This is a genomic window from Nocardia sp. NPDC055029 (genome assembly GCF_053608525.1).
Genome location: NZ_JBSGVQ010000077.1, coordinates 1 through 9008, shown reverse-complemented (window position 1 = coordinate 9008; position 9008 = coordinate 1). Strand labels below are relative to the sequence as shown.

The following is a 9008-nucleotide window of genomic DNA, read 5'->3' as shown; positions in this document are numbered from 1 at the left end:
GCCGCGGCGGGCCGCGCGGCGCGCGCCGACCAGTCGGCTGGCGACCTCGCCGGTGACCGCTGGGCGAATCGTTCACCCGACCTCGGCAGGAGCACGATCCCGCGATGACGACCACCTCGACCGACACCTACGAGCGGCGCTCGTACGGGCTGTGGCAGAAGCCGCGCAGCGCGGGCCTTTTCGGCCTGCGCTGGGAAGAGACCGTGATCGGTTTCGTCGTGGTGATCGCGGCCCTGATCAGCGCCATGGTCGGTGGGTTCACATGGGGTTTCGTCGTCGGCGGCCTCGGCGCGCTGGTGATGGTGCCCCTGGTGTGGCGGACGGGGGGCCGCTCCGGATACGAGACGGGACTGATGATGTTCAACTGGATGCGCTCGCGCAAGAACGGCGAGCACGTGTATCGCGGCGGCCGGTTCTCCCGGATCCCCGGCGGCGTCACCAAGCTGCCGGGGCTGCTCGCGCCGTCGAAGCTCTACGAGGGCATCGACGCGGGCGGCTACCACTTCGGGATGATCCACCTGCCCGCGTTCGCGCAGTACACCGTGGTGTTGCGGGCCTGGCCGCAGGGCCACGAGGCGGTGGACCAGCCGGTGATCGACCGTTGGGTCGCCGCGTGGGGCACCTTCCTGGCCTCGGTCGGTCAGACCAGCGACATCGTCGCGGTGGTGCCGGTGATCGACACCGTCCCCGAGACGGGTAACCGGCTGCTCAACGAGGTCTCCACGATCACCCGCCCGGAAGCGCCCGAGCTGGCCCAGCAGGTGATGTACGAGCTGGCCACCGAGCTGCCGCAGGAGCGGGTGCAGCTGCTGCCGCGCGTGGCGATCACGTTCAAGGCCACCACCGCAGAGCGGCGCAAGAACCCGGCCGAGGAGGCCGTGGAGATCGGGCGCAGGCTGCCCGGCATCTGCGCGGCGCTGGCCGAGGCGGGCGTGCGGGCGCAGCCGATGTCGGCCGAGGAGGTCATCTCCTTCATCCGCCGCAGTTACGACCCGGCCGCGCAGGCCGACCTCGAGGTCGCCGCCGCCGATCCGGGTGGGCACGGCCTCGGCTGGGACGACGCGGGCCCGGTCTCGCACGACGAGAAGTGGGATCACCTGATCCACGACGGTGGCCGCTCGGTCACCTGGGAGATGGACGCGGCGCCGGAGGGCGCGGTCGACGAGCGGGTGCTGCAGCGACTGCTCGCGCCGAATCCCGAAGTGCCGCGCAAGCGCATCGCGATCGTCTACCGGCCACACTCGGCCGCCGACGCCGCCGAGATCGTCGACGACGACTTCAAGAACGCGCTCGTCGCGCAGCAGAGCGAACGCGGTGTCGTCTCGGCCGCCGCGACACTGCGGGTCGGTGCGACCCAGCAGGCTCGCGAGGAACAGGCCCGCGGGCACGGCGTGACCCGCTTCGGCGCGCTGGTGACGATCACCGAGCCGCTGCGCGGCGACCTGCCGCGCATCGAGGCCATCACCCGCGACCTCTCGACGCAGGCCCGGCTCAAGATCCGGCGTTGCTACCGCTACCAGGCCGCGGCGTTCGCGGCTTCCCTCGGTTGTGGCGTCATCCTGCCCGAGCACGCGACCATTCCGAAGGCATTGGCGGGGTGAGGCGATCATGGGACGCGACTTCGACGACATCGCGCTACGGCCCGTACACCGGCCGCCCCGCATCCGGGGGGAACGCGAGCCACGACCGGTCGGGAGTTCGTCGCGCGTGAGCGACGACGTGCTCGGCCTGGAGGAGCGCACCGAACGCGGCGAACGGGAGTCGGCGCGCGGTACCGCCGTGGCCGACGAGCACGCCGACCGCAGATCGCGGGAGGGCAGGTCGCGCGCGGGGGAACCGGGCGTCAGGCCGCGTGCGGACGAGCCACGTCGTCCGGCCGCCGAGCGCGGGACGCAGGCTGAGGACACCCGCAGGTCGCGCGCGGACGACGAGCACCGCAGGCCGCGCACCGGCGAGAACCGCAGGCCACGCGAGGACGAAGCGCGGGCCAGGCGCGGTGACGAGGCGCGCGGCGGCAGGCCCGCCGCGGGCGAGCGGCGTCCGCGTGGACCGCGGCCCGACGCCGACCGCGCCCCCACGGCTCGCGTCGAGCGCGGGCTGCGCGCCGAGGATCACGGCCCGCGGCTCGATCACGCGCGCGCGATGGATCCGCACCGCAGGAAGCGTCCGATCGAGCAGGCCAAGCTCGCCAAGGCGCCGCGCCCGGTGAAGGCGGACCGCCCCGACGACGTCGCCGATCGGGCGATGGGCACCGGACGCTCGGCCAAGTCGCGGAACAAGGCCGACCGGCGTGCCCAGTCCGGCCCGTCGCTGCTCGACGACGCCACCCGCGCCCGCTACGAGATGATCGCCCGCGAGCAGTCCGGCCTGCGCGCCGCCTGGGCGACCTTCCGCATCCACACCGACGACCTGCGCCGCAACAACGCGCAGGCGCGCACCGAGGCCGTCGTCAGCGACGGATTCGACCGCACCACCGCCGAATTGACCGACCGCGGCTACTCCGGCCCCGGCGGCGGCAAGATGAACGTGGTCGGCCGCCCGGTCGAGTACCGGGCCACCACCGCCCAGGTCGCAGGCCTGTGGCCGTGGTCGGTCGGCGCGGGCGCGCCGCTGATCGGCACCCCGCTCGGCTCGCACCTGCACACCGGTGCGCCGGTCTGCTTCGACCCGATGAACTGGTTCATGCGCGGCAGCTTCATCACCGCGCCCAGCCTGTTCGTGCTCGGCCTCAACGGTTTCGGTAAGTCCTCGCTGGTGCGCCGGATCGTGCTCGGCGGCATCGCCCAGGGCATCACCCCGCTGATCCTGGCCGACGTGAAACCCGACTATCGCAAGATGGTCGAGCTCGTCGGCGGCCAGGTGATCGACCTCGGCTACGGCCACGGCAAACTGAACCCGCTCGCCGCCGGTGTGCTCGGCTCGGTGGTGCCGCGGCTGGGGGAGTTCCCCGCGCTGCAACGTCAAGTGCTGCAGGACCTGCGGGCCAGGCAGGTGACGCTGATCGCCGGTCTGGTGGAACTGGTGCGTGGCGCCAGGGTCGCCGACTTCGAGGAGACGCTGATCGCGACCGCGCTGCGCATCCTGTACCAGCCGGGCAGCGGTTACGCCCCCGACAAGCCGCCGATCATGGAGAACCTGCTCGAGGTGATCGTCGGCGGCGGCGCGGAACTGATGCTCGACGCGGGCGCCGACAACGAGGACGAATACCAGCACGCGATCAAGAACCTGCGCCGCTCGCTGCGCGCGCTCACCCAGGGCCCGTTCGGCGCGATCTTCAACGGGCAGACCAGCGTTCCCATCGACACCGGCGCCGTCGCGGTGTGCATCGACGTCTCGCACATCCCCACCGGCGACAAGAAGCTCAAGGCCGCGGTCATGCTGGCCTGCTGGGCCGACGGATTCGCCTCGGTCGAGGCCGCGCACGTGCTGGCCGACGCGAAACTCGGTCCGCAGCGCTACTTCCAGGTGGTGATGGACGAGCTGTGGCAGGTGCTCGGCCTCGGCGACTTCATGGTCGACCGCGTCGACGAGCTGACCCGTCTGCAGCGTGGCCTCGCCACCGCGCTGATCATGATCAGCCACACCATCAAGGACCTGCAGGCACTGGGTTCGGACGCCGCGATCGCCAAGGCGATCGGCTTCCTGGAACGCGCCCGCGCCAAGATCTTCGGCGCACTGCCCGCCGAGGAGATCAGCAGGCTCGATTCCACCGTGCCCTTCACCTCCGCCGAGCAGGAGATGGTGACCGGCTGGTCGGCGCCCCAGGCGCTCACCGGTGAAGCGCTGCGCCCCGGCCAGCAGCGGCCCTCGCCGCCCGGCACCGGCAAGTTCCTGCTCAAGATCGGTGAGGATCGCCGTCCCGGTATCCCCTTCCACATGGAGTTCACGGTGTCGGAGAAGGAAAGCGGAATCCACGACACGAATCAGCGGTTCAGCGAGTTCGGCGACAATCCGCGCGGAAGGTCTGCCGACGGCGGGCCGGAGGCGGAAGCGGAGGGTCATCACGCGGGCCCTCGGGAGCAGGCGTCGACGACACCGCCCGAACCGCCGACACCGAACGGAGGCCGGCAATGATGCCGCACCGGTCCTACCGCCGGGTCTCGCCCGAGGTCCGCAAGGCCGCCGTCGAGCAGGTTGTCGCCCTGACCGACAAGTTGCGCAGCGAGTCCGAGGCCTGCCGGGTGGTGGCCGAGCAGATCGGCGTGCACGCCAATTCGGTGCGCAACTGGGTGCGCGCGGCCGAGGGCCCGAGCCTGGACCGGATGGACGCCACCGCGCTACGCCGCAAAGTGGTACTGCTGCAACAGCAGCTGGCCGCCGCCGCCGAGATGAACCGCACGCTCGCCGACACGCTCAACGAAACCCGGCGCCGCACGTGATCGCCGCCGCGGCGGACCCGGATCCCGGCGCCCGGCGCGGAACGTCTGGAGGCGGCCGGTGAACGCCCGCACGATGCTGATGTCCGCGCTCGGCTCCGTCATCGGGTTGATCGCGCTCGTGCTGGTCATCGTGCTGCCCTCCTCGGACGAGACCTGCGAAACCTCCGGCGTGCTCGACGGTTCGTCGGCGCCGACACTGCCGCCGCTGGGCGGCCAGTCGCCCGGTGACGCCCGGGCCGCCGCGTCCGCGACGCCGACAACCAACGCCGCCGTCACCGGGACTCCCTCGCTGGCCGCCGGGGTCGGTCCGCTGCGCCGCACCCTGCCGCTGGAGACCGGCACCTTCACCGTCTCCGACGTGTTCGGTTCCCGCGGTGGTGATCACAGGGGCATCGATATGGCGGCCACCGACGGGACGACGATCTACTCGGTATCCGACGGACGGGTCGTCGCCGCCGGTCCGGCGTCGGGCTTCGGCAACTGGATCGTCGTCGATTCCGTCGACACCAACGGGCGTGCCTACTCCGCCGTCTACGGGCACATGTGGGATCACGGTGTGAAGGTGCGGACGGGGCAGACGGTGACCGCGGGCCAGCCGATCGGGATGGTCGGCTCGGCGGGCGAATCCAGCGGCCCGCACCTGCATTTCGAGATCGTGCCGGGCGGCCGCTTCACCGGCGGCCGCCAGATCGACCCGATGCCGTGGCTCGACGGCGCGCCGACCCCGGATGTCGGTGGCGCGCGGGCGTTCTCGGTCGACCCGAACTGCGTGCGCGGATTCGGCAGCGCCGGTGGCGCGCTCGCCGACGGCAAGGTGCCGGCGGAACTGGAGATCTGGTACCGCAGAGCGGGCACCGTCTGCCCGGAGATCTCCTCGTCGCTGCTGGCCGCACAGGCCAAGCAGGAGTCCGGTTTTCGGCGCGGGCTGACCTCACCCGCCGGCGCGCAGGGTCTGGCGCAGTTCCTGCCCGGCACCGCGGTGAGCATCAATCCCGACGACGGTTTGCCCTATGTCATCGACGCGGACGGCAACGGCACGGCCAGCGTCTGGGACGACGGCGACGCGATCATCGGCCAGGCCCGCTACATGTGCGCGATCGCGCACAAGATCGCGGGCTGGATGGCGGCGGGCAAGGTCTCCGGCGACCTGACCGCGCTGACCCTGGCCGGCTACAACGCCGGTGAGGGCGCGGTGCTCAGCTCCGGCGGCATGCCCAATCAGGTTGCGGCGCACTACTCCGAGACCCAGCCCTACGTCACCAACATCCTCTCGATGGAACCGCAGTACCGCGCGCCCGGCGCGCAGGGCCGGTTCACCCCCGAACCCGGTGGCGGCGGGGCGCAGATCGTCGAGGCGGCACACGACTGGCTCGGCGCGCCGTATGTCTGGGGTGGCGGTGGTGCGCAGGGCCCCAGCAACGGCGGGTTCGACGGGCCGGGACTCACCGCCGCCGCGGTGTTCGCGGCGTCCTCGGGCGCGGTGACGTTGCCGCGCACCGCCGAACAGCAGTGGGAGTCCGGCCGGGAGGTGCCCATCGCGAAAGCGGCGGCGGGTGACCTGGTGTTCAGCGATTTCGGGCCGAAAGGTCCGGCGAAGGTGGGGATCTACGCGGGCAACGGTCAGCTGATCCAGGCGGTGCCGCCGTCGAGCAGCGGTGCCGGCGGTGGCGTCGTCGAGGTGGCGGTGCCGGGTGACGCGCGGGCGAGGAGGGTGTTGTGACCACACGACGCGACGCGGCGGGGATAACCTGGTGGGAGAGAACACGAATCCGCACCATTCCGGCGGTGATGCTCGTGGCGGCCCTGACCTCGGTCGCCGCTTGCGGCGGCGACTCCGATACCGCGCGCCCGGACGGAGCCACGTCGACCACCCGGCTGCTCGAGGCGGCGGCCACCACGGTCGACCCGACGACGCCCGACGGTGTCGCGGTCGTCGCCCTGCGCGAGGTCTACACCTGGAACCCCGTGACCGAGCAGCAAGGAGATTCGCTGCAGCGGGCGCGAAAATGGCTGGGGCCCAGCATGATACGTATGCTGGACAGTTCGGCCGGGACCACCGACACGCCGAAACCGACGCTGCAGTGGGCGGACTGGGGCAAGGCGAAGGCCCACATCGAGGCGTTCACCTTCGCTTCGGGGGAGCAGGCGCCGCCGAGCGCGGATCCCACGGTGGCGCAGTACAAGATCGGCATCGAGCAGACGGTCGTCTACCCGAACGGGCGGACCGAGGCCCTACCGCCGAGCACGGTCATCGCGACCGTGGTGCAGACGCCGCAAGGCTGGCGCCTCGACGCGTTCCGCTGAGAGCACCCACCCACCATCCGACAAGGTCCACAAGGAGGCATACGTGGCGAAGAAGAAGGTGACGGATCCGGCCGCGATCGGACCCGACACGACGCTGATCCTGATCGTGTTCGGCTTTGCGACGCTGATCACCCTCGCCGTCGCGCTGCACCTGGGCAACGCGTTGTCGGTGGTGCCGCAGAACATTCCGGTGAACCCGATCGCGGTGGTCGCCGACCTGGCGCGCGGGAAACTGCACTGGCCGCGGGCGTCCACGGTGATCGTGCTGCTGGTCATCGCCGCGCTCGTCGCGTTCGTGGTGATCCGCAAGCAGCTGAAGAAGCGCGCGGTGGTCGGCCGGTTGTCGATCGACGACAAGGCCGACCACATGGGCAGCGGCAGCGCCATCGCCTCGATCACCGAGGACGGGGTGCGGACGAAGGCCAAGGAACTCGGCGTGCGCCTGGGCACCAACGACGCGCCCGGTGTGCCGATCGGCATCGCCGTCGCCGACGGCACCCCGCTCTACGGTTCCTACGAGGACCTGCACCTCGACATCTGGGGTCCGCGCCAGGGCAAGTCCACCTCGCGCGTGATCCCGGCGATCCTGTCGGCCATCGGTCCGGTGCTGACCACGTCGAACAAGCGTGACGTGGTCGACGCGACCCGGAATGTGCGCGAGGCCAAGGGCAGCGCGACGTTCGTCTTCGACCCGCAGGGCGTGGCGGGCGAACGGCCGACGTGGTTCTGGGATCCGCTGGCCTGGGTCGACCACCGCAAGGAGGGCTGCGAGATGCGCGCGGCCCGGCTGGCAGGCCACTTCGCCGACGCCGAGAGCGGCGGCGCCGACACCACCGACAGCTTCTTCGACCCGGAAGCCGAGGACCTGCTCGCCGGGCTGTTCCTGGCCGCCGCGATCGCGAGCAAGCCCATCACCCAGGTGTGGGAGTGGGTGACCAACCCGCAGAACAGCGAGCCGATCGAGCATCTGCGCGGTGCGGGCCACGACTTCACCGCGGCCGGCCTCGCCATGCAGTACAACGCCGAACAACGCACCAAGAGCGGCATCTTCGGCACGGCCAAGAAGATGGTCCGCTGCCTGCAGATGTCGAATGTGCATCCGTGGATCACCCGCGGCAGCGGCGACCGCCTGCAGTTCGACGAGCTCGAGTTCATCGAGCGCAACGGCACGCTCTACTGCTTGTCGCTGGAGGGTCGTGGGTCTGCCGCGCCGCTGGTGAGCGCGCTCACCGAGGCCGTCATCGACGTGGCGATGCGTAAGGCTTCGCTGTCGTCCGGTGGCAGGCTGCCGATTCCGCTGCTCGCGGTCCTCGACGAGGCGGCCAATGTGGTGCGCTGGAAGGATCTGCCCAAGCAGTACAGCCACTTCGGTTCGCGCGGCATCGTGGTGATGACCGTGCTGCAGTCGTGGGCCCAGGGTGCGCGGTGCTGGGGCGACGCGGGAATGAGCGCGCTGTGGTCGGCGGCCAATATCAAGGTGCTCGGCAGCGGTGTCGACGACATGGCGTTCCTGCGTGACCGCTCCGAGGCGATCGGCGAGTACGACTCGATCTCGCAGTCGATGTCGCAGTCGGGCAACAACAAGAGCTATTCGCGCTCGCTCAGTTCCTCGGTGACCTTCACCGCGCAGGGACTGGCCACGCTGCCGCGCGGCCGCGCGGTGGTGTTCACCTCGGGCCAGCCCGCCGTGCTGGTCCGCACCGTGCCCTGGTGGGAATCGGAGTACTCCGAGGCGGTCAAGCAGTCGATCGAATACAACGATCCCACCCGCAAGACCCGCATCGACGATCTCATCGGGACGCCGGTGCAGTCGAGTTCCACTCCGCCGGATCAGATCGGTGACATCGAGGAGGTCAAGCCACTGTGAACGAACACACGCAACCCGCGCGCGACATCGCCAACGGGTACGGCAATGTCTTCGATTTCGTCAACGACTACCTGAGCAGGGTGTACAGCAGACAGGTCACCGATATCAGTGACACGGTGTGGTGCCCGGAATGGTGGCGCCATCCCGAGGCTGCCGTGCGGCTGCACGCGCTGTGGCAGGCGTGGGAGCACTTCCGGATGCAGGGTGGACCGGGCATCAGTGTCTGGTTCCTCGATCACGCGGACCCGCATATGGCGAAACTGTTCGATCCGCGAGGGCCGTTCAAGTATTGCAGTGTGCGCAACGGCCACAAGAAGATGCTCGATCCGCTGCCGTTGGAGGAGCAGGTCGGGGCGGATCGCGATCAGTTCACCGACCCGGACGTCATGCGGACGATGGGCAAGACGAAGCCGTTCTAGCCGGCGGTTCCGGTCCGGCGGGGGCGGTCAGGCCGCCCC

Annotated in this window: 7 protein-coding genes; all 7 read left to right on the top strand. The window is 70.5% G+C overall.

Annotated features, from left to right (window positions below; genetic code table 11):
* Positions 1 to 104: 104 nt before the first annotated feature.
* From ACWF9G_RS34125 to ACWF9G_RS34095, 7 genes are read left to right on the top strand one after another with little or no spacing between them, the layout of a single operon-like run.
* A complete protein-coding gene (locus tag ACWF9G_RS34125; protein WP_379032335.1) occupies positions 105 to 1601 on the top strand; it encodes an SCO6880 family protein in 1497 nt (498 codons plus the stop codon).
* A gap of 7 nt (positions 1602 to 1608) precedes the next feature.
* Complete coding sequence (locus tag ACWF9G_RS34120) at positions 1609 to 4074, top strand: hypothetical protein (RefSeq protein ID WP_452520347.1); 2466 nt, start codon at positions 1609 to 1611, stop codon at positions 4072 to 4074.
* Positions 4071 to 4379, top strand: a complete 309-nt coding sequence (locus tag ACWF9G_RS34115) for a transposase (protein ID WP_375928830.1) — start codon at positions 4071 to 4073, stop codon at positions 4377 to 4379. The genes ACWF9G_RS34120 and ACWF9G_RS34115 overlap by 4 nt, the downstream gene beginning before the upstream one ends.
* Before the next feature lie 58 nt (positions 4380 to 4437).
* Positions 4438 to 6099 carry a peptidoglycan DD-metalloendopeptidase family protein gene (locus tag ACWF9G_RS34110; RefSeq protein ID WP_452520345.1) on the top strand — a complete coding sequence of 554 codons (1662 nt, stop codon included), beginning with the start codon at positions 4438 to 4440 and terminating at the stop codon, positions 6097 to 6099.
* Complete coding sequence (locus tag ACWF9G_RS34105; RefSeq protein WP_452520343.1) at positions 6096 to 6683, top strand: hypothetical protein; 588 nt, start codon at positions 6096 to 6098, stop codon at positions 6681 to 6683. Before ACWF9G_RS34110 ends, ACWF9G_RS34105 begins: the two co-directional genes overlap by 4 nt.
* Positions 6684 to 6726: 43 nt before the next feature.
* Positions 6727 to 8550 (top strand): type IV secretory system conjugative DNA transfer family protein, encoded by a 1824-nt coding sequence (locus ACWF9G_RS34100; RefSeq protein ID WP_379311383.1) that lies wholly within the window; start codon positions 6727 to 6729, stop codon positions 8548 to 8550.
* The gene (locus tag ACWF9G_RS34095) at positions 8547 to 8969 is read left to right on the top strand and encodes a DUF4913 domain-containing protein (RefSeq protein WP_379311382.1); all 423 of its coding nucleotides are present in this window, start codon (positions 8547 to 8549) and stop codon (positions 8967 to 8969) included. Before ACWF9G_RS34100 ends, ACWF9G_RS34095 begins: the two co-directional genes overlap by 4 nt.
* Positions 8970 to 9008: the final 39 nt, after the last annotated feature.